The organism is Rhodonellum sp., from assembly GCF_030656585.1.
Classification (GTDB): Bacteria; Bacteroidota; Bacteroidia; order Cytophagales; family Cyclobacteriaceae; genus Rhodonellum; species Rhodonellum psychrophilum.
In genome coordinates this window covers 1-26012 of record NZ_JAUSPP010000083.1, presented here as the reverse complement: position 1 = coordinate 26012, position 26012 = coordinate 1, and the positions used below count along the sequence as shown (strand labels likewise).

Here is a 26012-nt window from a genome sequence, read left to right as displayed (position 1 = left end):
AAAATCCCAAACCAACTGACATTGCTGTTGCATTGATGTTGAAATCCGCAACTTTAGTGGCTTGACCAGACATCAAGTTCACACCATAGACTGCAGTAGTTCCACCTACTTTGAACAGTCCAAAGGCATTGTTGGAAGTACCTCCGATGTCAAAACCATTCTCAGATTCAATATCAATACCTAGGCTTCCGATTTGTACCAAGACGCCATCGTTTGGTGGATCTTGTCTGTAAAGCATATTCGTTTGACTGTCCACTACAAAGAGTACTGTGGAGGTAGCTGATGCAAAGCTATTCGTGTAAGCAGCACCGTTAACGAAAGGAGTACCTGGGTTCAGATTACCATCTGTAACCACTACTGTCCCAAGATCTGGATGCAATCTCAGATTTTGACCTGTATTGCTCACCAATCTGATCCTATCCACAGTTGGATTGAAATCAAAACCAAATGATGTACCTTCCAACATTGGGTTCAAGCCCCTTCCGATTTCAGCAACTTGTCCATTTGCCGTATTCACACTCAAAAGCCTGCTCATGTTCGTGATTGCATAAAGTTGGCCATTCACCGGTCTGAAATCCAATCCAATCACCATTTCACCTGTTGTCAAACCAACAAATGGAACACTGTTCATCGTCGGATTCGTCGGGTCAAAACGATACAGCATCTGATCTGCCGTAGCTGCAAACGCTACAGGATTTGTTTTGATGGCAATACCCATTACAGGCAAATTAAAACTACCGACCCAATCGGCTGATCCTGAAAACAGATTAATCGTGTAAAGCTTGGACATCCCTTCATTCAGGGTTACCGCTAAGGCCACGCTGTTGTTTGGAGAAATATCAAAATTTCCCTGACCGGCAAAATCAATTCCTAAATTCCCAATTTCTCTTAAGCCTCCGGCGTTAGGTGGATCTTGCACATACAATTTGTTCGCTTCAAAATCGATGTCAAACAATTCGGTCGCTGTGGCACCAGCCATACTGTTGGTATAGGCTACAGCCCCGATTTTCGGATTAGAACCTCCATTGATGGAGCCATCCGTGGCCACAACAGTTCCCAGTTCGGGATGAAGGCGAAGATTTTGACCGGATTCGGTGACGAGCCTAATTCTATCCACAGTTGGATTGAAATCCAAACTTGCGTTTTCTCCCATTATTCCGGGGCTAAAAGGGCCTGCACCCAAAGGTGTCGCCAATCCGGAATTTTCGTTGATGATGTAAAGCCTACTGGAGGATCCCAAAGCATACAATTGTCCAGTGGCGGGTCTGTAGTCGATGCTGAGAATCTTCTCACCATCCGCTATCCCAGTAATATTTAATGTGGTGATTGGATTCCCTAAATTCCTTGCTTCAAATGTGGAGATCCTGTTGTCATTGGTCAATGCGGTGAACATGGCTTCAGGAGCCATCGACGGCTGATCCATTTCTGGGGTCGGATTATTTTCGTCATTACAGGATATCATGGTACCTGTCGTTGCCAAAAGGGAAAAATAAAGAAGTCCCTTTGAAAAGAGGTTTGATTTTTTCATGTGCATTAAATTTGTTGGTTTAAGGAAAATACGAGGTCAGGGAGAAACTCGGATCACCAGAAAAAAATTAAATTCATTCAACCCATATTTATTACCTCTGAAGAATCCATTCAAACCGGTTTATGCAATACCAATTCAATTCTAGTCAAAAGATGCTTCATAATCAGTTTATTACATTTGACTTCATCCTACCGATAATAGAATATGTTCTGCCAAAATTCTGATTTTCTTGCAATTACAAGCCCCGTTTGGAAATCAAATGCATATTTCGGGTTGTATCTCAGGCGCGTTCAATAAGGGACTTTGAAAAATTGAAATCCAGCTGAAAATCTGAGTTCGAAAATCAAGTAAGCTCTTGGATCTCAAAAGCCTTCTTTGATGACCATGATATTGTTCATTGGAATTTTCCCCAAGAAACTCTTCAAAATATATTTCGACTCAGGGATCATCTTGACTTTTTTCAAGACATCAAAAACTTCGGACAATTTGGATATACTTTCAGAATGGGAAATAAAACCATAACCAGAAAAAAGCCCATTTTCAAAAAACATAGCGGCTTGTTCTTCTTTATTTCTCCCTTTTTCCCGAATCAAAATACTTCCAGATAATTCATCAATGGTGGACAGAAACAATTGCACACGTTCGTTATAGCTGTCTGGCTGTTCCTTGCCACAGCATGCTCCCTTGCATTTTTGGATCTTATGATCAAAACAGGCTTCATTGCTTTTCTGCATTCCCGAGAGTTTGGGACACAATTCAAAGGTTTCTACATTGTCCATCAAAAATTTCCAAGCCTCCGAATGAGAATCAAATTGCTGAACGGTATTGATTGCCGAAGCCACCTTGGATATCTGGAACCTTAAAAATCCGCTCGCATCTTCATAGCTTACCAAGCCCCAATTGCTGGATTTAAATTTTTGGGACTTGTTGTATTTAGGCCATAACCTTTTGATTTCTAGCATTTCAATGAGGTAGGCCAAGAACTCACTTCCGGTCACTTCAACGCTGATATCATGGATTTCATATTTGAGGTCCATCTTGGCCTTGTCCTTGGATGTTCCCGAAAAATGGCCTTTGAAACGGCTTCGAATATCAAGTGCTTTGCCCACATAAATCACTTTTCCCTTCGCGTCATGAAAATAATAGACCCCTGTGCTCTCCGGCAGTTCTAAGTATTTTTCTATTGAAATATTGGGAGGTAAAAACAGTTCTCCGCTGTTTTTCTTCAACGATTGGCTGATTACATCACTATTTTGTCCATGGATCTTTCCAAATAGAATTGCAGTGGCCTGGGCGTCACCAATAGCACGGTGTCGGTTCTCAATCCGAATATTCAAATGCTCGCACAGCCTTCCCAAACTATAGGATTTATAACCGGGAAAGGCCTTTCGGCTCAACTTCACCGTGCAGAGTTTCTGCACATCATAGACATACCCCTCCTTTCTAAAAGCTTCTTTGATAAAGGTGTAGTCGAAATTCACATTGTGGGCAACAAAAATTTTATCCTTTAGAAAATCAAAGAATTCAGAAGCGATTTCCGCAAAAATGGGTGAGTCCTTCACCATTTCCTGATCGATACCGGTCAATCCCGTGATAAATCCAGGGATAAATTGCTGGGGATTGATAAGGGTATGAAATGTATCAATCACACGATTGCCATCATGGATAAGGGCAGCTATCTCTGTAATTCCTCCCTGAAGAGGATTTCCGCCTGTTGTTTCTATGTCCACAATTGCAAATAGCATCTCTTGATTTTAAAATGATGAAAGTAAATAGAAGGATTCATGAATTATAACTATCATTAGGACCCTTATCGTTTCAATTTTATGAAATTTACTTCAATTTTGCTCATATTTCTGGGTTTTCTGACTCCAATTGTCGGATTTTCACAAATTCATCTTGAGGGAGAAGTTAGAATTTTGATGAAAGAAGGACTGATCGATTGCAGTTTTGAGCTCTCCAATGTCCCCGAAATCGAGGCATACAATATTCTTCTTAACAAAGGAATGAATATTCAATTTTTCCAAAACACGGAAAAGCAAGTGATTCCCTACAGTGGCTATTACAATGGACGCATGAGAGGCGAAGCGCTGGCCTACACTTTTATAGATGAAAACAGGCAGCTCGAACGAATGCCCAAAAAATTCAGCATCAAATATCGGGGAGCATTCCCTGTTTATGAGGACCTACTCAACAGTTTTGATTATAAGGGAATGATTGCTTTCAATGGCAAAACCCTTCGGGCTGCTGAGCAAAGTAAATGGTATCCAGTGATTTATGATGTCGCTAAAGACAAATTATTGGATGCCTACAGCTATTCGATCAAAGTGATTTGTGAGGATTGTGCGCAGGTTTTTATAAATGGAGATGTGCCAAGTGGTGCAAGGGATCATGTTTTTCAGTCATCGGTTCCTCGACAACCGATGCTTTTTGCCGGAGAATTTCCGGTTTTGGAAAATAAAGGCAATTATATCCTGAATGTGAATTTGGAAGAGGATAAAGCCAACATGATTTTTAAGGAAATCGATAAGATCAAATTGTTTTTTGCCGGAAAAATGCAAATTCCATACAATGAAAAAATATTTTTGATTTCACATAAAGCTGTCACGCCTTATAAACCAGACCAAACTTGGGGTTTTGCCATTTTCCCCACTTTTGCCTATTCAGGTGTTGATTTCAATGCCCTAATCAATGGAGGTGGGAAATTAGAACCTTCCAATTTGTCCTTTTTTGCCCATGAATTGGCACATTATTATTTTGACACTAAAATCCTTTCTGGTCCTCAAGCTTGGTTTTGGTTGGAATCCACCGCTGAGTACCTGGCGTTGAAGGCTGTTGAGGAATTCTCGCCCGAATTTTACCAAAACCGCATCAAGGGGTATGCAAATTTTCTCAGTGGGAAAAATTACAAAGCCTTGGCTAAAATCAAAAAAAGGGATGAAATAGATGAAGATTATAGGTATGTGTTTGGGCCATTGCTCCTTTTGGTCTTTGAATTGGAATTTGGCAACAGCATTACTTTTCAAATCCTATCCGAATTGGTCAAACGTTCAGAACTTGCAAGTATTTCTCTGGATGATTTCAAAGAAATCGCATTAGAGAAAGGTGTTTCTCTTCTTGAATATAGCAGATTTGAAGAAAAATTCCTGAATTCATCAGAAGCCCTTACACATACCGTTGAAAAAATCCTTTCTCATGAATGAATCCGCTTATAAAAAAATAAGCCCTGACTTCATCAAATTCATGCTTTTTATAATTATGTTTCTTAAATTATCAAGTAAAACCCAATTCACCTAACCACTACTTCCCTTGCAAAGACGCGATTTTATTAAGTTTGGATCATTGCTCACCGCTGCGGCCACACTCCCTACCCCATTGGTTTCTGGTATTCTTCAAGATTCAAAAAAAGGCCCATTCAATATCGGGATATTGGGCTATGGGGACAGGGGATCAGGACTTCACAATATCCTCGCCAGCATGCCCGATAAATTCAAAGTGACCGCCATTTGTGACAATCTTGCATTCAGATTGGAGAATGCAAAAAAAAGATATGGCACAAATGAAATTGGCTACTTTGGTGATACCAGAAAATTTTTGGAAGCCAAAAACTTGGATATTGTTTTGGTAGCGACTCCTTTGTACCTGCATTTTGATCATGCCAAAGCAGTTTTGGAGGCGGGAAAACATCTTTATTTGGAAAAATCAATGGCTTTTACCGTTGACCAAACGCTGCTCTTGTCAGGCCTTTCGAAAAAATATCCAAAACAGGTCATTCAGATCGGACATCAATACCGGTATTCTCCACTTTATTTCAAGGTGAAGAATATGATCGATAAAGGTTACCTCGGGAAAATAACCCAAATCGATGCCCGATGGGATAGGAACCACAATTGGCGAAGACCCGTGCCCAATGTTTCGCTGGAGCGACAGATAAACTGGAGAATGTACAAGGAATATTCCGGAGGACTGGTTGCCGAGCTTTTATCCCATCAGATGGATTTTGTGCACTGGGCTTTTGATTGCGTGCCAACCGATATTTATGGTACGGGAGGAATTGATTATTTTAGGGATGGTCGAGAGACTTTTGACAATGTCCAGGTGGCTGTCCGCTATGAGAAGGAAGGTATGATTGGTAATTTTGGTGCCACCTGTGGCAATCAACATGAAGGATACTCCTTTAAAATCAAAGGCTCAAAAGGAATGGTAAACCTCTTGACAAATGAAGGCATGTTCTATCCAGAACCAGAAACGCGAGCGGAACTTGAGCAAGTCGATGGAGTTTCTGGTGCCACAAAATTAGAGTGGGCCGAGGATAAGAAAGGGATCAATTTAGTAGATGGGCCATTGAAGGATGGGTCTTTTTATGCCCTTGAAGATTTTCATAGATGCCTACAAAAGAATGATTTGCCCCACTCTAACATCACCAATGGTGGAAGAACAGCCATTGCCGTAGCCTTGGCAAACAAATCCCTCTTTGAAGGAAGCAAGCAAATCTGGAAGCCGGAATACAACTTGGTTTAGGAATCTATCAACTCTTGATGTATTGCGCAATCAGTTTCTCCGCACAACGTTCTCCATCCATCGCCGCAGAGACGATGCCACCTGCGTAGCCTGCCCCTTCCGCAGAAGGAAACAGTCTTTTGATTTGTGGATGCTCGAAGGACTCCTTGTTTCTGGGAATCCTTACCGGGGATGACGTTCTGCTTTCCACGCCAATAATTTGGGCCTCATTGGTGAGATACCCTTTCATTTTTTTGCCAAATTCAACAAACGCATCCCTTAATCGGGAAGCAATAAAATCAGGCAAAACAGTATTCATATCCACGGATTTAAGTCCGGGTTGATAAGAGGTATCCAAAAGGTCGGCACTCACTTTTCTTTCGACAAAATCCAACATCCGCTGGGCTGGCGCGGTTTGGGTTTCTCCGCCTGCTTGCCAAACTGCTTTTTCAACATCTGCTTGAAACATCATCGCTGCCAACGGCCCATATTTTTCATACTGCTTAGGAAGATCTTCCAATTCCACAGCTACGACCACCCCAGAATTGGCGAATTTACTGTCCCTCCGGCTTGGGCTCATCCCATTCACCACCAGCTCTCCTGGAGAGGTGGCTGAGGGGACGATAAAACCTCCAGGGCACATACAAAATGAAAAAACACCCCTTTGTATCCCCTTAAATACGGTTTGATGGACCAATGAATATGCGGATGCGGGCAAATAAGGTCCCCTATCAATTTGGCAGTGGTATTGGATTCGGTCGATAAGGTTTTGGGAATGTTCTATCCTTACACCCAAAGCGAAAGGTTTGGCTTCTATCAGAATGTTTTTTTCGTGCAACAAATGATACATATCCCTTGCTGAATGACCTGTTGCCAAAATAACCCCAAGGCCCATGATTTTCTGACCTGATTCGGTGATCACTCCCTTTATTTCATCATTTTCAATCAAAAAATCAACAACCTTGGTTTCGAAGAGAACTTCTCCCCCAGCCCGTAGAATGGTTTCCCGCAATTCGGTTACAATTTTCGGAAGTTTATTGGTGCCAATATGGGGATGTGCATCCACCAAGATTTCTTCCGAGGCTCCATGGGAAACAAAAATATCCAGAATCCTTTTGATCTCGCCGCGCTTTTTGGAACGGGTATATAATTTTCCATCAGAATAGGTTCCTGCTCCCCCTTCTCCAAAACAATAATTCGATTCCGGATTGACGATATGGTCCTTGTTGATGGCTGCCAAATCTCTTCTTCGGCCCCGTACATCCTTTCCTCTTTCGATCAAAATAGGCTTTACACCCAGTTCAATGGCACGCAATGCGGCAAACATCCCAGCGGGACCTGCTCCCACAATGACGATTTGCTCAGCGTTACTGACATTTTGGTAGGTGATATTTGAGGTGATTAATGGGGTAAAATCCTCGTGGACAAAAACCTCTGCCGAGACATTAACTTTCACCTGCCTTCCCCTTGCATCAATAGACCTTTTCACCTGTCTGGCAAGTATTTCGGGATCAGAGGGAGCCAATCCAAATTTTTTCAAAACGGTGTCCCTGAATTTAGCTTCATCATAAGCTTCTTCAGGACTCAATTGTAAAATAATTTCTTTTTTCATCGTGTAAGGTATTTATCCTTAAAGGTTTATGCTGTTAAATTTTGAGGCGCATGTATGCTTATAGGTCATGATAAACATTGGGTTTCAAATTTTGATGCCCTGCCCATTGCCAGGATACCAATTGAATATTCCCAATTGATTTATTCCTATCATTTCAATTTCTCAATCCAGATTCCCATCGCCAAAAACCTCTTTGACTACCCAACCTTTTCCCCATTCCTCTTTTTCTTGATCTGTCCAAAGCTCTGGATAGAAAATGACTTTTTGGAACCTTGGAGGCAAGTATTTCTGCCAGTTGGTGCCACCCGTAGCGGCGATGTCCACAGGATCACGTTGTAAATAGCGGACTGCGGACTTATAATGCGCCAATGGCCAAAAAACATTGGCTTTCAAATCAAAATTTTTCATCAGAGTTTTCAACTCTTCATCCTTGTCCGTACAATCGCTGTATTTATTCCAGATATTTTTCGTTTTATAGTCCTGAATAAATTCCTCTAGGTCTTTTTGGTATTTGATTTCAAAGGTTTTTAGCGTCAAGGTTTTTTCACCTGTTGCCAATTCCACGGCGCCATGCTGCCAGTAAAGATTGCTAAAAAGAGTTTCAACATCTTCGACATCCTTTAACTCTTCACGTTTGCCAAGAAAAATCAAGTTTTTGGCAGGGGTCGCCAGAATTTCAATGACGCGATATTGGGCGCTTTGAAATCCGCTTGAGGGAAGCAAGGACATTCTGAATTTAAGAAATTGTTCTCTTTCCATTCCTTTCCACATCACGCCGAAAGAAGAGATCAATTGGTCAAAATACATATTTACCCTTTCGAGGCGTTCCTTGAAAAATTTTGCAGGCAAAGGGCTCATCTCTGCGATTTGTTCCAATTCCCAGATGATGAGTTTAAAATATAACTCTGTGATTTGATGATAGATAATGAATATTTTCTCATCTTTAAATGAAGTTCTTGGTTGCTGTAAGGAGAGCAAAATATCCAAATTTATATAATCCCAATAGGTCAGATAATCCGAATACAAAAGGCCCTCCAAATACGAAGATAGATCTTGCCCTGAAGCTTTGAATTTTTCCTGAAGGAGTTCTATTTTATCCAGGATGTCTTTTTGCGTTTGCGCTGGGCTCATGTTTAAATATTTTGCCGAAAATGGTAGTTTTTTAGCCTTCTTCTTATTTATTTCAAGGCTAGAAACGAATTGAATGTGCAAAAATCCGTTTTAATCGGCAATAAACCAAAAATAGATATGGAGACAGGAGCTGTTGTTCAAAAATCCCTAAAAAAAGACCTTTATGAAGGAGTTGATTTTTATGGTATAGATGACTTGTTGACGGAGGAGCACCTGCTGATCAGGTCATCGATCCGTGACTTTGTCAAGAGAGAAATTAGTCCTTACATTGAAGATTGGGCTCAAAAAGCACATTTTCCTTATGAAATCGTAAAGAAATTTGGAGAAGTAGGCGCATTTGGGCCCCAAATCCCCTCAGCTTATGGCGGTGGCGGTTTGGACTATATCTCCTATGGGCTGATCATGCAGGAAGTAGAAAGGGGTGATTCTGGAATGCGTTCCACGGCTTCCGTCCAAGGTTCCTTGGTCATGTATCCGATTTATAAATTCGGGTCGGAAGCCCAAAGGGAAAAATACTTGCCTAAACTGGCATCCGGTGAAATGTTGGGTTGCTTTGGCTTGACTGAGCCTGACCATGGTTCTAACCCAAGTGGAATGACCACAAACTTCAAGGATATGGGAGATCATTTCCTTTTGAACGGAGCAAAGATGTGGATTTCCAACTCTCCAAAGGCTGACATCGCCGTGGTATGGGCAAAAGACGAGTCTGGAAGGATCCATGGATTGATTGTGGAGCGTGGAATGGAAGGTTTTTCAACTCCCGAAACGCACAACAAATGGTCTTTGCGGGCCTCTTGCACCGGGGAGTTGGTCTTTGACAATGTGAAGGTGCCAAAGGAGAATATTTTACCTAACAAATCCGGCTTGGGAGCCCCTTTGATGTGCTTGGATTCGGCAAGGTATGGCATTGCCTGGGGTACTTTGGGTGCGGCCATGGATTGTTATGATTCTGCCAGAAGATATGCGATGGAAAGAATACAGTTTGACAAGCCCATCGCCTCTTTCCAATTGATCCAAAAGAAATTGGCTGAAATGCTCACCGAGATCACGAAGGCGCAATTGTTGGTTTGGAAACTCGGCAAGATGATGGAGGAAGGAAAAGCCACTACCGCACAGATTTCATTGGCAAAAAGAAATAATGTTGCGATGGCATTGGACATAGCGCGTGAGGCAAGGCAAATTCATGGCGGCATGGGCATCACTGGAGAATATTCCATCATGCGGCACATGATGAATTTGGAATCGGTGGTGACATATGAAGGTACCCATGATATCCATTTGTTGATTTTGGGAAATGAGATTACAGGGATATCGGCGTTTAAGTAAAAATCAGATATTTTTATTTCACTTTGCTGAAAAGCATGTTCATTCAATAAGGCACTGGGTAAACTTACTTCAGTGCCTATTTTTTTTTATACGCTGAAATGAATTTTGTTTTCCAATTTCTTTAAGCCCGAAATATGCATTAGATATCTTATTGGGGTTGAAACTGCTAGTAAATCAGATATTGGGAAAACAACCGATATCATTGCTATGCCCTGGTTTCCAAAAAGTCTGATTTTCTTACAATTTCAACTCTCCTCAAAAACTTACGGATCAAACGGAAAAAAACAGGCACAAAAAAAAGGGGTTAAACCCCTTTCCTTTTTTTACCGAAGATCTTATTTCGCTAACTCGTCTGTTTTGGCTTTTGCTCTTTTGGCCAATTTGTCGACTTCTTCACTCACGTCAGAAACTTTTTTGGTCAAGCTATCAAGAAAAGTATTGACTTTGCCATTTACCTCATCAAGGTATTCGTTTCCTTTTTTACCGATTTTCTTTCTTGTGTTTTCTCCTTTGTCAGGAGCGACCAATATTCCAATTTGAACACCTACTACAGCACCCACTAAAGCGCCTAAAATAAATTTTGTAGAACTCATAGTTTTTTTCTTTTTTGAGTTAGAAATAAAATAATATAAGAATATAATTTACTAAAATATAAATTAATTGTTACAAAGTAAATCAAACAACAATCATACCAGTGCGAAGCACCTGCCAAAATTTCCTAAATGTTATTTGATCGAGCTTCTGACTACAATCGTCCTGACTGGATTTAGGGGATCATTGCTGAAAATGGTAATGTGTTTATGGTCAATACCTTTCCTTCCTTTTGGATTAAAAGTAAAACGCAATTGCGCCTTTTCTCCGGGAGATAGATTTTCTTTATCCAATTCAATTTTCACACATTCACAGTTGGTGGAAATTTTTCGGATTTCCAATAATTCCGGCCCCATATTGCTTAATGTTATCAATCTGGAAACTTCCTCATTGGAATTGATCCCCCTTAAATCGATGTCGGTCTCAGATATCCCCAATTTGGCAACAGTGTTTTCAAGACTTTTTGGCAAGGGCGGGAAATATTCATAAAGGGTTGCTGTCAGTTTAAAAGCCATGGGTGATTCCCCATGCATCAAAGACAAGTTGATCTCATCTTCAAAAAAACCCAAATCATTTCTTATTGTCCCATCATAAGTAAGTCTCAAAAGACCTCTTGAATTGGCTGGTATAGAATCCGGGAATTGTTCTGCTTTCAGATATTCGGGCAAAAACAATTGCTCCTTATCGAGCCGGATGGGGTTCCTCCCAAAATTAAACAACTCAATGTATTTGACTTTCGGTTCATTGGTAAAAACAATTCCCATATTTACTGAGGGTAACCGCATCCCAATGTTTCCCATCCTGTTTTGGTAGGCCATTTCATTGTTTTCGGGAAGAGGCAGATTGAACCCTTCCAAAAAAAGCGTGTCCCCATAAATGTCTGTATTGGTTCTGACGATCACCAATTTGGAAAACACCCCGCCCCTGTGTGTGGGGTCAAATTTGACTTTAATGAAGGAAGCTGAATCCTTTTCCAAAGTATCGCGGGTAAATTCCACTGTGGTACAGCCACAATCTGTAATGACATCCGTAATGAGAATGGGTAGTCCTGAAGGGTTGATTCCTTTAAACTCTGCGGTAACTTCACCATTTTCTTCAAGGATGGTACCGATGTTTATTTTTTTTTGTTCCCACTGAATGAGATTTCTTTCAAGTATCTGTGCTTCAATATGTATAGGTGTTAAACCCACGAAACAAAACAAGCCCAGAAAAATGTTGGCGTTTTTCATACCTCCAAATAACGGGAAAAATGGAGCGATATGTACTCATAATTATTTAATTTGGCACAAAAATTTGAGTAATGGCAAGAGTATTGACAGGAATTCAGAGTTCGGGAAGGCCACATTTGGGAAATATCCTCGGTGCAATCGTTCCCGCAATCGAATTGACAAAAAGGGACAACAACGAATCTTTTATATTTATCGCGGATATGCATTCGCTCACCTCCATAAAGGATGGTGATTTAAGAAAGGAAAATACAATGGCTGTAGCCGCTGCCTGGCTGGCATTTGGGCTTGACATTTCAAAGACTGTATTTTATAGACAATCCAGGATTCCGGAAGTTGCCGAACTGACTTGGTTTTTGAGTTGCTTTACACCTTTTCCCATGTTGGCCAATGCCCACAGTTTCAAGGACAAGTCCGATAGACTCTCGGATGTAAATGCAGGATTGTTTATTTACCCTGTTTTGATGGCTGCTGATATATTGCTTTATAGCGCAAATTTGGTTCCAGTTGGAAAAGATCAGTTGCAGCATTTGGAGATGGCCAGGGATATTGCCAGTTCTTTCAACCACAAGTTGGAAGAAGATATTCTCACCCTTCCAGAAGCGCGAATCAGTGAATCGGTGATGATTATCCCTGGAACGGATGGACAAAAAATGAGCAAAAGTTATGACAATTTCATCGACATATTTTTGCCCGAAAAAGAGCTGAAAAAGAACATCAACAGGATCATCACGGACAGTACGCCTTTGGAGGAACCAAAAAACCCAGATACTTGCAATGTCTTCAAACTCTTTAGCCTTATAGCCAACCCCGATCAGGTAGCCGATTTGCGGTCAAAATATCTTGGCGGGAATTTTGGCTATGGCCACGCCAAAAAAGAATTTTTAGAGCTGATTTTGACTAAATACAAAGAAGAAAGAAGGCTTTTTGACTTTTATATGAACGAACCAGACCAACTTGAAGCCAAGCTAATCGAGGGTGAAGCCAAAGCAAGGGTAATTGCAATGGCACTTCTAGGCAAGATTCGCGAAAAATTGGGTTTCTAATGTTTTTAGGACCCTTTAGTTGGCCAAAGGGGAAAATGGAGAAAGCGATAGGTTAACCAAAACCCATCGCTTTCTCCATTTTTAAGTCTTTTATTTTTACCTGGATTTCCAAATGTCCTTGAGAGAAACGCCATTAATTTGCATGACAAACCTTGTTGGATTGGGAATAATAATTAACCTTACATCCTGTCTGTCAAATTGTTCCGATTCTATTGGTACTCCTTCCCTACCCTTTACCTCATAGGAGACGACTCCTCGAGCATCTGGAAGCATCGGTACATAGGAGTTGGCCAAATAAGCTGAAGGAAGGAGAACCTCATTGTCTGATTTAAGCCTAGCGTAAATCTTCTCCAACTCAGACTCAAGTTCATCTCCAAATTCCTCATTGAAATCATCCTCAAGATCATGAAGTTCTTCCTCCAAATCATCATAATTAGCATCTGCGTAAGAAATTTTGCTCAGCTCAATTCTTTTCTCTACAATGACCGTGAGGTCTCTATCCAGTTTGTCTAAATCCATTGTTTTACTTTTTCAATTAAAGCTACGAAGGTATAGAATATGGAAAAGGATTCCAAAAACAACGATCCATAGCGCCGAGAAAAAAAATAATCCTTGTCTAAATGATCCTTGTTTTTTTGAAAACACAGATTTATACAGATGAAGAAATGAAAAATGGAAATCCTTGCTTTTTTTAGTTTCAAAAAAAATATTTAAATAAAAAAAATACGATTTGCCAAATAGTTTTTGGGTCATTAAAATGATTTCGAGTATCTTTCAGGCTATATAGTTAAAAAACAATCTATGCAGAATTTCAACAATCATGCAAGGTATTATCCGCTGCATCATTTTATAATTACTCCACTTACATTGGTTTACTTGATTTGGACAATCGTTAATTTGGCAGCTGCTTTTTCAAATGGAACTTCTCTGATGACCGCAAGCTATCATCTTTTGGGTGCGGTAATCCTTGTGCTCTTGCCCCTTTTGGCAAGAATCTATGCGTTGAAAAATCAAGACCGTTTGATCCGTCTGGAAATGAGGCAAAGGTATTTTGAACTTACGGGAAAATCCTTTTCAGAAATGGAAAGAAAATTGAGGCTTTCACAGATCATCGCTTTAAGGTTTGCCGGAAATGAAGAATTGGTACCCTTGATGGAAAAAGCCAGCAAGGAAAAACTAAAATCAAAATTCATAAAGGAATCTATCTCTAATTGGCAAGTTGATAAGTACCGTGTATAGATACTTTCTCCTTTTGATTGTTTTTTTTATCCAATTTCATGCGATTGCGCAGGAGGTTAAGGGAAGTGTGCCCGAAGAATTGGCAAATGAACAATTGGAAGGGTATAACAACCGGGATGTAGATGCCTTTGTACGCCCTTATGCAGATGATGTCATGGTCTTTGATTTTCCAAACACGTTACTTTACCAAGGGAAAGAAGAGATGAAAAATCTGTATGGTAGAATGTTTTCAAGAACACCCGATTTGCATTGTCATCTTGTGAACAGAATCGTGATGGGAAACACTGTCATCGATCATGAAGAAGTAACCTTGAAAAAGGGAGAGAAACCAATGAAGGCGATCGCGATTTATAAAATAAAAGGAGATAAAATTGCCGAAGTTTACTTTATCACTGAAAAATAGACTTCTCTTCCCTAATTATTTTGTGATTATTTACCTTTGGTCAAAGGCAGTTATAAGCCAAAAGTATAGGGTATAATTAAAAATACGATTAATACAATTAAAATAGAAGTAGAGATAAAATATTGCTTTTTTACTTTTTTTAAACAAAATCAATTTTTTTTTTAGTTCAATCTATAAATCTGATTTGTTCCCAAAATCCTATCTCACAAATATGTATTCACTTAATATCTAGTGTTACAGAATAATATTTTTAAGTATTAATTTTACGAAATGCATTTTTAACCTATATTAAGGCAAAATTTACTACACCAATATCCATTTGAAACCATGAGAAAATTTAACACAATGCCGAAGAGACTGATTTTGTCCTTCATGATGTCTGCTTTGGTTGCCTTTCAATTCAGCTGTACCTCATTAACGGAGGAGCCACAATTGACCATTGAAGCAGAGCAAAGCCAAACAGATCTAATCACGCTTTTGGAAAATTACAAAGCCGAGGCAGATCCTTTTTTAAATGCACGAAGCAGCAATGCTGTTCCCGCATTTAAAACGCTAACAAGTGCCCTAAATATTACAGGTTTTCTAAGTTTGGCAGCAAGAGACAAAGCTACATCCTTTGTGCCCACAGATGAAGCCTTCTCAAAATATGGCTTAAATTTCGGAAATATTGGTACTGCGATTCCTATGGAATTCCTTCAGGTAATCATCGCCAACCATGTAGTCTCTGGCCAAATGGTATTCGGAAAGGATCTTGAAAGTGCAAGTTTACCCAACAACACCGGAACCTCATTAACGGTAAAAACAGTAAATGGTCAATTGATGGTTTTTGATGCTTTTGGCAACAGTGCCAATATCATTAGAACCGATTTTAGAGCGCTTAATGGTGTGGCCCATTTCATTGACAATGTCATGATTCCGCAATAGAATTTTGTAGGTACTCAATAAGTGCAAAGAGAATAATATAAAGCGAGAGGGGTGATTTTTCTCCTCTCGCTTTTTTTTAATGAATAATATAATTTTCCATCATCCTATATTGCTGATCATGTGCAATTCAATTATATTCCATATTTGAATATCAAGCGAAAAGGAAATTTCAGGAATTCCGACCAAATAAAAAAGCAACATTCTTATGGATTCAAAATCATTGAAGCTGCTTTTTCTCCAATCATTATACAGGCTGCATTGGTGTTTCCGGAAATGATCGTTGGCATAATTGAAGCATCTACAACGCGCAATTTTTTAATGCCCTGGACCTGTAGTCTCGCATTGACCACCGCCATCGGATCATTGCCCATTTTGCAGGTCCCCACAGGATGATATAGGGTTTCCAAACTCTTTTTGATATGGATTTCCAAATTGGTATCTGAAAAGTCATTTGGTAGATAAATTTCCCCCTTGTTGAATTGCTGAAGGGAGGAAACCTCCATTATTTTTTTTGCCATTAACATTCCTTTTTTAAGAACTGCCAAATCCTCTTTGGAACGAAAAAAATCTGGTTGAATCAAAGGTGGATCCGTTGGTTTATTTGAGTTTAGGCCTATAAATCCTTTGCTTTGGGGACGTATAAGAATAACCATGATGCTGAATCCACTTTTCCTGGGGTAGGTTTTAAGGTCATAAATATCCGTACTGTAATCATCAGCGATGGCTGCAGGCAAAAAGTGCAACTGAAGATCAGGTCGTTCAAGTGCATTGTCAGATTTGAGGAATGCATTTGCATTGAGTGGACTATTTCCCAATGGACCTCTTTTAAATAACAAGTATTGCATCAGTGCTTTTAACATGTTAAATGGTTTTGTGACTTCGTTGTTGGTCAAGACCGATGACCAAGAACTCACCGGCGACCAAACGTGGTCCTGAAGATTCTGACCCACCCCTGGTAAGTGATGGATGGGGTCGATTCCAAAATCTTTCAAGTATTCCTGATTGCCTATTCCTGACAACATCAATATTTGGGGGGACTGGATGGCCCCAGCACTGAGAATTATTTCTTTTGAACAGTAAATTTCTTCTGTTTGACCATTTTCAAGGAGGACTAAAACAGCTTCTGCTTTTCCATCTTTGATAATAATTTTGGAAACATGACAACCTGTCCTGACCATTAAATTCTTTCTGAGCAGGACAGGTTTCAAAAAAGCGGAAGCAGCACTGTGTCTCCTGTTGTTTTTGATATTAAACTGAAGCATGGAGGCTCCCAATTGCTCGTCACCGTTATAATCAGGATTGAAGGGAATGCCATTTTGGGCACATGCCTCTATAAAAAATTGGCCAAGTGAATGGGGTTGTTTGGAATGAGACACATTTAATAGTCCATTTTTGCCATGGAATATACCTCCAAAGTCCTCGTTGTTTTCCGATTTGACAAAATAGGGCAAGACATCCTTAAATCCCCATCCAGGATTTCCCAAAGCCTCCCACTCATCAAAATCGGCCTTGTTTCCTCTAACATAGGCCATTGCATTCGTACTGCTGCTTCCTCCCAACGTTTTGCCTCGAGGGATGAAAAGTTTTCTTCCACTCAAGGCCGTTTGGGGTGCGGTCCAAAAAGCCCAATCCACCTCAGACTTGTTGAGCTGGGTATAGGCACCAGGAATATGTATTTCTGGTTTCTTATCCGGCTTCCCAGCCTCCAATAGCAGAACCAGATTTTGGGGATTTTCAGACAATCTATTCGCAATGACGCAACCGGAAGAACCCGCACCGATTATGATGTAATCATAAAGCATTGACCTTTAGCAATTAAGATGAACAACAAACCGCAGCACAATCAATTGGAAAAAGTTAATTTCCCAAAACAAATAAAGTCTTCAACCTAAATTTGGTCCTAAATGCGGACTGAACAAAAACCTTGATTTGACTCTGTTTTAATTCACTTGACTTAGGGTCGACTCATGTAGTTCCTTGATTTTCCTTCTTAGGATTTTCCCCACATTTGTTTTCGGCAATTCATCCACAAAATAGACTTCACGAGGCACTTTATAGTTCGTTAGATTTTCTTTTGAATAGGCAATGATTTCGGCAGCAGTAATTGATTTATCCTTGGGAACCACGTAGGCAATCACTTTTTCTGTGGATCTCTCATCGGGCATTCCGATGACACCAACTTCCAAAACCTTGGGATGTGAAGCGATCTCATTTTCCACTTCATTTGGATAAACATTAAAACCGGAAACCAAAATCATCTCCTTTTTTCTATCAACGATTTGGACAAAACCATCTTCATTGATGACTGCGATATCTCCTGTCTTCAACCATTCCCCCTCCATCACCTTTTCGGTCTCATCGGGTCTGTTCCAATAGCCCTTCATTACTTGTGGACCTTTGATACACAGTTCGCCTCTCGTGCCAAAAGGCAATTCATTCCCATCATCATCGATCACTTTAACATCTGTATTGGGAAGCGGGACGCCGATGGTCCCATTTCTCTCTGTACCATCGATTGGATTGCAAGTTGCCACAGGTGAAGTTTCGGTCAAACCATATCCTTCGGCAATAGGGGTTCCTGTCACCTTTAGCCACTTCCCAGAGGTTGCCACCTGAACGGCCATACCACCACCTACTGCGATCTTAAGAGAACTGAAATCCAATTTGTGAAAGGCCTCTTGATTGAGTAACCCATTGAAAAGTGTGTTCACCCCGGTGAAAACCGAGAAATTGTGCTTACTCAATTCCTTGATGAAGGCCGGCATATCTCTTGGATTAGTGATAAGAAGATTGTGCGCACCTATTTTCATCATGGCCAGGCAATTGACTGTCAACGCAAAAATATGGTAAAGTGGAAGAGCAGTCACCACCAACTCCTCTTTTTCGATCAGTTTTGGTTTCATCCAAGCTGAGATTTGTTGCATATTGGCCACCATGTTGCCATGGGTGAGCTCTGCTCCCTTTGAAATACCCGTGGTTCCTCCAGTATATTGTAGGAATGCGGCATCAGAAAGCACCACTGTTTCTTTTTTGGATTTGTTTTTCTTGCCCTTTGCCAGAGCAACACGGAAAGAAATGGCATCAGGCAAATTAAAGGCAGGAACCATTTTTTTAACATGTTTTACGACCAGATTTACAATCGTACCCTTCAGTCCACCCAATAGGTCACCCAATTCAGTGACGATTACATGCCTGGCGGTTACCTCATTTCTGATTTTCTCCAGATTGCTTGCGAAATTTGCCAAGATAACAATTACCTCTGCACCAGAATCATTGAATTGGTGCTTCATTTCACTTGAGGTGTAAAGTGGATTCGTATTGACAACTACCATTCCCGCCCTTAGTGTCCCAAACAATACCACTGGATATAGAATGCAGTTGGGCAATTGAATGGCTACTCTATCCCCTTTTTTTAGTTTAAGATCATTTTGTAAATAGGAAGCAAAATTTTCAGACAATTTATCCACCTCTTTATAGGTCAATGTTTTGCCCATACATTCATAGGCAATGGAGTCTCCAAATTTTTTGATACTTTCTTCAAAAAGATCTACGATGGAACTGTAAGCAGTCACATCTACTTCTTTCTCCACAGACTTTGGATAAAACTTGAACCACGGGGAGTCTTGCATAAATGGGGTTGTATTTTGGGTTAACAAATTTTCGATTCTTTTAATAACCACTAAATATAAAATAATAATGGTTTGTACAAAAAAAGAAAGCCACTTTCCTAAAAAGAAAAGTGGCCGGAAGTAATTTTCAACCTAATTATTTGAGGATTTTTCTAGCAATCAATTCCTTCATGATCTCATTGGTCCCCGCATAGATTTTTTGAACACGTGCATCTGCATAGGCTCGAGCCACTGCATATTCCCACATGTACCCATAGCCTCCATGTAGTTGGACACATTCGTCAGCAACATCACATTGCAACTCTGTCATGGTATACTTGGCAGCGGAGGCCATGGCTGGATCCACTTTTTTGTCGTTATGAAGCACCACCAACTGATCGCAGTAGATTCTGGCTTGCTCCAACTTTGCTGCCATTTCTGCGAGTTTAAACCTTGTATTTTGAAAATCAGAAACCATTTTCCCAAATGCGGGTCTGTTTTTGACGTAATCCACTGTGGTTTGAAAAGTGGACTCTGCCAATGCCAATGCCGATAAAGCCACTATCAATCTTTCTTGCGCCAATTCCGTCATGAGATAGTTGAATCCCATTCCGATTTTGCCAAGAAGATTGTGCTTTGGTACTTTTACGTCCTCAAAAAAGAGCTCACAGGTGTCCTGTGCATGCAGTCCAACTTTTTCGAAGGGAATTCCTTTTGAAAATCCGGGCATGTCTTTGTCAATTAAAAACAAGCTGATTCCTTTTGCACCCTTGGTTGGATCAGTTTTGGCAGCAACCACGACGATATCTGAGAGATAACCGTTGGTGATGAAGGTTTTGGAACCGTTGATAAGGAAATGATCTTCCATTTCTTCGGCAGTGGATCGGATGTTTTGAAGGTCACTTCCAGCTCCAGGTTCCGTCATGGCCACGGCTGAAATCAAATCCCCGGAAACCATTCCAGGTACATATTTGGTTTTGGCTTCTTCCGTTCCGTAATGTAGGATATACGGAAAAACGATGTCGCTGTGTAATGGATAACCGATGGCTGGTCCAGAACAACCGCTTAGTCCCAATTCCTCTATAAAAATCGCATTGTAGCGAAAATCCTGTATGTTCAATCCCCCAAATTTTTCGGGTGCCTGAATGCATAAAAACCCATTGTCACCCAATTTTTTCCAAGATTCACGGGAAACCATTTTGTTTTTCTCCCATTGGGCGTTGTTTGGGGAAATTTCCTGGGCAATAAAATCTTTTATCGAGTCACGAAACAAATCATGCTCCTCAGTGAATATCGTTCTTGGCAATCCGTACATTTCAAAATGGGTTTATATCCTTTACAGAATTTTAATGGGAAAACTACGAAAATAAAATCATTTATACTTTCGATTTCCTAATTACTTACACAAATACCAATTTACATTTGGTTTCGAAGAGATGAATAATCTGGAAAATATCTTAAGTATCTTCTATTATAACTTGGACACTCATAGGAAGGTTATTATTTAAATTCGTGTGATCCATTCCCAATTCGACTCTTTACTGAAATAGCTTTATAATCAGTCTTTGTTTATAGCTTTTACTTCATCCTATAGGTACTACACCTTTTTCTTCAAATGGTCTGATTTTCTTGCTATTTCATTCCCTATTAGGAAACAGAATGCATATTTCCATCTAAATTAATCAAGTTAGCTGCTTTACGTTGCTTTTTCGATGTCTCAGAAATTGGGTTAAACTTCTTTCTATTGAACCAAAGCAAAAAAAGTCCTCTCCAGATTGGATGGGACTTTTTTGGAACCAAAAGATTAACTCAAAAGTACTTAGAAATAGAGTGTTTTGGTTCTGCCTTTTGCGTCAGTCACTCTCAGATGGATGTCTTTCGTGGTTAAATTGTCTAGGTGATAGATTTTTGTAAAACCCTCAGGTTGGGCTATTTCCTCCTTAAACACCTTTTTTCCTTGGCCGTCTATGATTTCCACTGTTACCCCTGGAATTTCCAAACCTATCACTGCCAATCGTATTGTACTATCGTCTAAACTTTTGCCATAGGCCATTAAGGGCAAAGCGATGGGTTGCTTGGTAGTTTCTACTCTGTAAACGAGGTTTTCTTCAGCACCCTTTTCATTCAGATTGCTTTCTATGTACACTTGATACTCTCCAATTGGGAGTGCCGAGAGGTCATAGGGAACATTTACATAATTTTTTTTGACCCTGATCGTTTGCAGATGTAGCTGTTTGCCTTTTGGATCGAGAATTGCCAATCTAACTTTTCCCAGCCCTTGTTTTAAGTGGACGACTACCTTGTTGTTTTTTGCATTCACAGAGGACAATGCTGTGATATTTTCGTTTGCTGCGTTTGCCAAGCTTGTAGCTCCTAGGCTAAAAGCGAGAGCGAGTGTAAGTAGGGTTTTCATGATTTTCTGTGTTTTAGTTTGATACTTGGTCCTTATTCAGGATTTGTACCAGAAAAAATATTTGAGTTATTACGATCTGCTTTGAATACCCAAATAATTCAAAATTTCTTTTTTTGAGATTTAAATTCAATTTTTGAATCTCAAAGAACTGATTCATAGTGATACATGCGGACAAGAATTTGCTCCGATTCCGAACAATTTTTGATTAAAAAAAGAGATTCTACTCCTTTAAAAAAGGTTGCGTTAAAGCAGAGAAAAAATTGAAATAATATAAAAATAAATTTTGTAATAAATTGATTTCAAATGAATTAAAAACAGAACCTGTTCGCTAATGTACAGGTTCTGTTCTGTTTCGGGCAAGGAATCTGAAGTATTTACTTTTCTGAAAGTTTTCCTTTTAGAAATTTAACCCGCTCTGTAATCAACATGTCTTTGATATCAACATTTTCAGAGGTAGCCTTAAGAAAATCCAAGATTGATCCTGTATGATCAGTGGACTTGCCATCGGCGATACTCACATAGCGCATCGTGGTCCAAAGCAGCGTCTTCAATTCCTTTTCCGAATCATCTGTCATGTAATATTCCAAGACTACTGTATTTTGATTGAACCATAGAATCCTGCTCATGATTCTTACCCACTCCCCTACTTTTGCAGGTTTTACATAAGAAATGTTGTGGTTGTAGATTACCCAAGAAGCTTTGTATTTTCTGATAAAATCCATCATTTCCACTCCATAGAGCTTTGGTACTTGATCCTCTCTTGCATTGAAGAAATAGTCGAAATATTTTGCATTGTTGAGATGCTGAAGAGGGTCACAATCCTGAAAGCGGATGACTGTCCTGCTTTCCGTTTGACTTGGATAATGCTTCTCTGGATTGTATTCAAACATACTTATTTATTTTAAACTTAAAGTATAAGATTAGGTAAACCCTTCCAATTTGTAAGAAAACCAAAATCAAGATTCATTCATTCAATTATTTGCAAAGAAATGAAGGATTTATTTCGAACTCATTAACAATGAAAGATGTTTGGTAAAATTACAGTTGCCAATATTCCATGCATATTTCAGAAAAACAAGTCAATAAAAAACAATATTTTTCAGTCGTTTTGATTTTGGGTGCTTTATGTACCATTAGCCCCTTTTCAATTGACATGTACCTCCCTGGTTTTCCGGCCATTGCCAGAGACCTCAATACCTCCATATCCAATGTTCAGTTGTCTCTAACCGGCTACTTGATTGGAATTGCCATTGGACAACTCTTTTACGGACCTCTATTGGACAAGTATGGAAGAAAAAAACCCTTGTTTTATGGTTTGGTTATTTACATCCTCGCTTCTCTTGGATGCGCCCTCAGCCAATCCGTCGAAAACTTGATATTGATGCGTTTCATTCAAGCAATTGGTGGATGTGTGGGAATGGTAGCGGCGCAGGCAATTGTAAGGGATATTTTCCCCATCAATAAGACAGCGCAGGTCCTTTCCCTTTTGACTTTGGTGATCGCGATTTCTCCGATGGTGGCTCCAACGGTTGGAGGTTATGTGACTTCACATTTCAATTGGCATTTGGTATTCATCATTTTGGCAATCATAGCCACAGTAATCTTTATCGCAACAGTTTTTTTCTTGCCTAAAGGTGCACTTCCTGATCCAGCCATTTCCCTTCGCCCTGATAAAGTGGTAAAAAACTACATTTCAGTATTGCAAAATCGCAAGTTTTTGGTGTACATGCTTGCCGGTGGCATCGCAGGAGCGGCTCCATTTGCATATATCGCAGGGTCCGCAGATGTATTTATGAACAATTATGGACTTTCTGAGGAAGAATATGGATGGCTTTTTGCCTTTCTCGCATTCGCCATCATCGGCTCTACGCAATTGAATCATATTTTACTCAGAAAATATTCAAGCCAACAGATCATCATTGTTTCTATGGGCTATCAGACCGTCATCGGATTGATTATCTTGGTTGGCGTTTGGAACGAATGGTTTACCGTCGTACCTCTTATTCTATTGATGTTTGTGTTTTTGACAGGGCATGGTTTGAACTCTCCAAATGCAGCCGCACTTTCCCTTGAACCCTTTTTGAAAAATGCGGGGAGCGCATCAGCGATGCTTGGTAGTATGCGTATGGCGATTGGTGGATTGGTTTCAGCAGCCGTCAGTATTTTTCATACAGGTACTGCATTTCCCATGGTACTCATGATGACACTTTGTGCCGTTGGTGGCTTTCTTGTTTTATTCGTGGACCAAAAGATACCCCAAAATATATTGGAGGAAGATTTTATCAATCGAGAATCTTCGGTGTCTGCTTGATATTGGATAAGCCTAATTGAACCCGTGTTATGTATTGATATTTATACTCCAACTTCAAATTTATTGACAATCAGCCAGTTGACTTCTACTTTTGATTATACCCTATCGGTAATGCGCCTTATTCTCCGAACAGTTTGATTTTCTTGCGGTTTCAACCCTTATTAGGAATCGGAATGCATATTTCGGGTTTAACCCGTTTTTTCTCGGGCATTGACCCGTTTTATGCATTCCCCATTCAACTCTAGCCTAAAAATGGTTCATAACCAGTTGATGGTTAACTATTTTTCACTTCATCAAATTGGTACTATCTCTGATTTTCTTACGGTTTCTACCCTTATAAGGAAATGGCATGCATATTTCGGGTTGAGGCTTTGCCAATAATAAAAATGGGATAGAAATTGCGGGAAAAAGAAAAACCCGATTGTAGATTTTTAATCTACAATCGGGTTTTTCTCAAAGATTTCAATTTATTTTTCGATAAGCATCTCAACTCGCCTATTGCGCATTCGTCCCTCCTCTGTTTCGTTGCTTGCTACCGGGCGCGTTCCTCCCCAGCCCGATACTCTTACTCTTTCAAAATTGACACCATGAAGAGTAAAGTAACCTCGGATTTTCGAAGCCCTACTGAGCGATAATTCCTTGTTCAACATTGGGTCTCCGGCACTGTCAGTGTGTCCCTCCAATCTGATTTTGATCTCTGGATTCTCGACAAGAAATTCGACAAGATTGTCCAATATCTGAATAGATTTGGCATCTGCAAATTCAGAAGTTCCTCTATTGAACTGAATGTTATCCAAGACAATATTTACCCCAGGTTTTGCGGGACGCATCAATACTGGTTCATCGCTCAACATTTTCCATTCGGCCATTTCAAATTCCTGCGGAAGATAGCCTTTGCTCGTCACCAAAACATTGTTCCAAGAGGCATCTTCCATCCATTCCCGGATTTCATCTTGCTTCATTAGTACTTTTTTCAAACCCCTTACATTGATTAAAGTAATACTATAATCAATTTGTTCCAAAGTATTGATATCCAATATTTTTATAATCCCCATTTTGGTGATAGGTTTTTCGGGAATACTAATGGAATCCAATTTTGTTGAGGGATTTTTTTCGATGACTAAAGCTTTTGTCTCCACCACCTTCCCCAAAGTCACGTTATTCAAAACACTGTCTGGTTCTGCTTCAACAATTTTCTCAATGATCTTTTCTTCAACTATTTCCTCTTGCGTGACAACAGTTTTTACCTCAGGGAATATTTCGGCCAATGCTGCAGGCTTTTCAAATTCCTCAAAATTGATGACCATGAGATCACCAAAACCTGCACTGTTTTGGGTGGAAGTGAACACTGCCATTTTATCATCCGAAGCCATTTTCGTGTACCCCATTTCTGAACCTTTGGAGTTTGCCAAAACAAGCGGTTTAGGGGCTGCCCAATTGTCCCAACCTTCCCCAATTCTGTGGGAATAATAAATGTCTCGTCCTCGATTTTTTTCAGATGAGTTGGAGGAAAAATAAAGGGTTTGTCCATCCTCGGAAAGGTAAGGCGTCATTTCCTGGTTTTGGGTATTGATCTTGGGGCCAAGATTTACCGGAGAAGACCACTTGTTATCGGATAGCTTGATGCTTACATAAATATCCTCGTTACCATAGGATCCAAAAGATGCCATAGACATCACCATCACCTCGCCAGACTTGCTCAGCCTTCCACTAAAATGGGATCCTGAATTCTTGAAGTTGCCCATGTCCAACTGCCTCACGTAATTCCAAGAACTTCCGAATCGAGAATATTGGTGAATGCCCTGCTTTTTACCATTTCCATGGTGGTAAACCAAGATGCTCAAGGCATCGGTAAAACCAACGACTACATCATTTCCCCCGGTTGAAAGGCCGTTTATTCTAATGGGTTTTTCCCATTGGCCGGATTCATTTTTTTTCCCCATCCAGATATCACCCGAATCCGTTGGACCTCCGATATTTTGGGGATGAAAACCAACGCTAAAAAACAATTCATCCTGGAGGGAAAAAACAGGATGCTGCTCATCATATGGGGAATTCAATACTTTAAGAGGCTCAATTTGCTGGGCATGCCCATTGGAAAAAAGTGAAAAAGCAAGCAGGAAGAACCCACTTGCTTTAAAGGAAATAAATTTA

21 protein-coding genes are annotated in these 26012 nt (G+C 40.1%); 8 read left to right on the top strand and 13 right to left on the bottom strand.

Translation table 11 applies throughout. The features are described 5' to 3' along the window. Positions 1–1528, bottom strand: a 1528-nt coding sequence (locus Q7J63_RS20645) for a DUF4394 domain-containing protein (RefSeq protein WP_304888909.1), incomplete at its 3' end; no start/stop codon positions are given. A 362-nt stretch (positions 1529–1890) separates the two neighbouring features. Beyond that, on the bottom strand, positions 1891–3273 hold the full coding sequence (locus tag Q7J63_RS20640; protein WP_304888907.1) for an exonuclease domain-containing protein: 1383 nt from the start codon (positions 3271–3273) through the stop codon (positions 1891–1893). A gap of 81 nt (positions 3274–3354) precedes the next feature. On the opposite strand from Q7J63_RS20640, the gene Q7J63_RS20635 reads away from it, so the two are divergent. Continuing rightward, complete coding sequence (locus tag Q7J63_RS20635) at positions 3355–4731, top strand: hypothetical protein (protein WP_304888905.1); 1377 nt, start codon at positions 3355–3357, stop codon at positions 4729–4731. A gap of 106 nt (positions 4732–4837) precedes the next feature. Further along, positions 4838–6049, top strand: a complete 1212-nt coding sequence (locus Q7J63_RS20630) for a Gfo/Idh/MocA family protein (protein WP_026333884.1) — start codon at positions 4838–4840, stop codon at positions 6047–6049. Between the two features lie 7 nt (positions 6050–6056). Here Q7J63_RS20630 and Q7J63_RS20625 read toward each other — a convergent pair whose 3' ends face one another. Continuing rightward, the gene (locus Q7J63_RS20625) at positions 6057–7640 is read right to left on the bottom strand and encodes an NAD(P)/FAD-dependent oxidoreductase (RefSeq protein WP_304888903.1); all 1584 of its coding nucleotides are present in this window, start codon (positions 7638–7640) and stop codon (positions 6057–6059) included. A 162-nt stretch (positions 7641–7802) separates the two neighbouring features. Continuing rightward, positions 7803–8771: a tryptophan 2,3-dioxygenase family protein gene (locus tag Q7J63_RS20620; protein WP_019600339.1), complete on the bottom strand. Its 969-nt coding sequence runs from the start codon at positions 8769–8771 to the stop codon at positions 7803–7805. 117 nt (positions 8772–8888) lie between these two features. Here Q7J63_RS20620 and Q7J63_RS20615 point away from each other — a divergent pair, with 117 nt between their 5' ends. Continuing rightward, a complete protein-coding gene (locus Q7J63_RS20615) occupies positions 8889–10097 on the top strand; it encodes an acyl-CoA dehydrogenase family protein (RefSeq protein WP_026333885.1) in 1209 nt (402 codons plus the stop codon). A 335-nt stretch (positions 10098–10432) separates the two neighbouring features. Here the strand turns inward: Q7J63_RS20615 and Q7J63_RS20610 are convergent, their stop codons facing one another. Then, positions 10433–10690: a YtxH domain-containing protein gene (locus tag Q7J63_RS20610; protein ID WP_019600341.1), complete on the bottom strand. Its 258-nt coding sequence runs from the start codon at positions 10688–10690 to the stop codon at positions 10433–10435. Between the two features lie 132 nt (positions 10691–10822). Further along, positions 10823–11917, bottom strand: coding sequence for a DUF1573 domain-containing protein (locus tag Q7J63_RS20605; protein ID WP_019600342.1), 1095 nt, complete (start codon positions 11915–11917; stop codon positions 10823–10825). Positions 11918–11988: 71 nt separating this feature from the next. Here Q7J63_RS20605 and trpS point away from each other — a divergent pair, with 71 nt between their 5' ends. Further along, positions 11989–12960 carry a tryptophan--tRNA ligase gene (gene trpS, locus Q7J63_RS20600; RefSeq protein WP_019600343.1) on the top strand — a complete coding sequence of 324 codons (972 nt, stop codon included), beginning with the start codon at positions 11989–11991 and terminating at the stop codon, positions 12958–12960. A gap of 96 nt (positions 12961–13056) precedes the next feature. Here trpS and Q7J63_RS20595 read toward each other — a convergent pair whose 3' ends face one another. Further along, positions 13057–13479, bottom strand: coding sequence for a hypothetical protein (locus tag Q7J63_RS20595; RefSeq protein WP_019600344.1), 423 nt, complete (start codon positions 13477–13479; stop codon positions 13057–13059). A 282-nt stretch (positions 13480–13761) separates the two neighbouring features. On the opposite strand from Q7J63_RS20595, the gene Q7J63_RS20590 reads away from it, so the two are divergent. The 3 genes from Q7J63_RS20590 (at position 13762) to Q7J63_RS20580 (ending at position 15526) form a co-directional block, all read left to right on the top strand. Then, on the top strand, positions 13762–14199 hold the full coding sequence (locus tag Q7J63_RS20590) for a DUF6526 family protein (protein WP_019600346.1): 438 nt from the start codon (positions 13762–13764) through the stop codon (positions 14197–14199). Continuing rightward, positions 14192–14602 (top strand): nuclear transport factor 2 family protein, encoded by a 411-nt coding sequence (locus Q7J63_RS20585; protein WP_304888898.1) that lies wholly within the window; start codon positions 14192–14194, stop codon positions 14600–14602. The genes Q7J63_RS20590 and Q7J63_RS20585 overlap by 8 nt, the downstream gene beginning before the upstream one ends. 327 nt (positions 14603–14929) lie before the next feature. Continuing rightward, positions 14930–15526 carry a fasciclin domain-containing protein gene (locus Q7J63_RS20580; RefSeq protein ID WP_081625042.1) on the top strand — a complete coding sequence of 199 codons (597 nt, stop codon included), beginning with the start codon at positions 14930–14932 and terminating at the stop codon, positions 15524–15526. A 203-nt stretch (positions 15527–15729) separates the two neighbouring features. On the opposite strand, the gene Q7J63_RS20575 is transcribed toward Q7J63_RS20580, so the two are convergent. From Q7J63_RS20575 to Q7J63_RS20555, 5 genes are all read right to left on the bottom strand, one after another. Beyond that, a complete protein-coding gene (locus tag Q7J63_RS20575) occupies positions 15730–17328 on the bottom strand; it encodes a GMC family oxidoreductase (RefSeq protein ID WP_304888896.1) in 1599 nt (532 codons plus the stop codon). A gap of 138 nt (positions 17329–17466) precedes the next feature. Continuing rightward, positions 17467–19155, bottom strand: coding sequence for an AMP-binding protein (locus Q7J63_RS20570; RefSeq protein WP_304888894.1), 1689 nt, complete (start codon positions 19153–19155; stop codon positions 17467–17469). 136 nt (positions 19156–19291) lie between these two features. Next, entirely contained in the window at positions 19292–20449 is a 1158-nt protein-coding gene (locus Q7J63_RS20565) for an acyl-CoA dehydrogenase family protein (RefSeq protein WP_019600352.1), read from the bottom strand. A gap of 504 nt (positions 20450–20953) precedes the next feature. After that, positions 20954–21547 (bottom strand): DUF3244 domain-containing protein, encoded by a 594-nt coding sequence (locus Q7J63_RS20560; RefSeq protein WP_304888892.1) that lies wholly within the window; start codon positions 21545–21547, stop codon positions 20954–20956. 374 nt (positions 21548–21921) lie between these two features. Continuing rightward, entirely contained in the window at positions 21922–22437 is a 516-nt protein-coding gene (locus tag Q7J63_RS20555; RefSeq protein ID WP_304888890.1) for a thioesterase family protein, read from the bottom strand. Positions 22438–22604: 167 nt separating this feature from the next. On the opposite strand from Q7J63_RS20555, the gene Q7J63_RS20550 reads away from it, so the two are divergent. Beyond that, positions 22605–23858: a multidrug effflux MFS transporter gene (locus Q7J63_RS20550; protein ID WP_304888888.1), complete on the top strand. Its 1254-nt coding sequence runs from the start codon at positions 22605–22607 to the stop codon at positions 23856–23858. A 467-nt stretch (positions 23859–24325) separates the two neighbouring features. On the opposite strand, the gene Q7J63_RS20545 is transcribed toward Q7J63_RS20550, so the two are convergent. Next, on the bottom strand, positions 24326–26012 hold a 1687-nt coding region (locus tag Q7J63_RS20545), incomplete at its 5' end, for an OmpA family protein (protein WP_304888886.1).